This is a genomic window from Paracoccus onchidii (assembly GCF_028294535.1).
GTDB lineage: Bacteria > Pseudomonadota > Alphaproteobacteria > Rhodobacterales > Rhodobacteraceae > Paracoccus > Paracoccus onchidii.
Genome location: NZ_JAQBIE010000077.1, coordinates 1 through 705, shown reverse-complemented (window position 1 = coordinate 705; position 705 = coordinate 1). Strand labels below are relative to the sequence as shown.

At 54.8% G+C, this 705-nt stretch carries 1 protein-coding gene; it reads left to right on the top strand.

Going from position 1 to position 705, the window contains the following annotated elements; translation table 11 throughout:
- Positions 1-654: IS6 family transposase (locus PAF17_RS20115; RefSeq protein ID WP_271890829.1), on the top strand; the 654-nt coding region annotated here is incomplete at its 5' end.
- Between the last annotated feature and the right edge of the window lie 51 nt (positions 655-705).

Sequence of the window (705 nt, the reverse complement as noted above, 5' to 3'; positions counted from 1 at the left end):
TATGCGGTCTGGCTGTATTTCCGCTTTCCGCTGAGCCTGCGGATGGTAGAGGACCTTCTGGCCGAGCGCGGCATCATCGTGTCGCATCAAACGGTGCGAGCTTGGGCAGATAAATTCGGGCAAGAATTCTCGAAAAAGATCCGTCGTCGATCCGTTGGTCAACTTGGAGGCAAATGGCATTTGGACGAAGTTGTCATCTCAATCAGAGGGCGCAAACATTGGCTATGGCGGGCTGTTGATCAGGACGGGTTCGTACTGGACGTTCTGGTGCAATCCCGGCGCAACAAGAAGGCTGCTCTGCGCCTGCTCCGCAAGTTGTTGAAACAACAAGGCCATCCGCCAAGAGTTCTGATCACCGACAAACTTCGTTCATACCAGGCGGCAAAGCGAGAGATCATGCCAGGGGTCGAGCACCGCTCGCACAAAGGCTTGAATAACCGTGCTGAAAACTCACACCAACCGACCCGAAGGCGCGAGCGCGTCATGAAGCGGTTCAAATCAACCCGACATTTGCAGCGCTTTGTATCCGTCCACGACCCGATCGCAAACCTGTTCCACCTGCCGCGCTTTGAAATGACATCCACAGATTTTCGAGAACTCCGCGCTGTGGCCATGGATGCGTGGCGCGACATCGCACAACTCAGTGCCGCGTGAAAACTGCCATCAGCCCCTATTTCCAGACAGACAGGTTAACTTTACAGTACC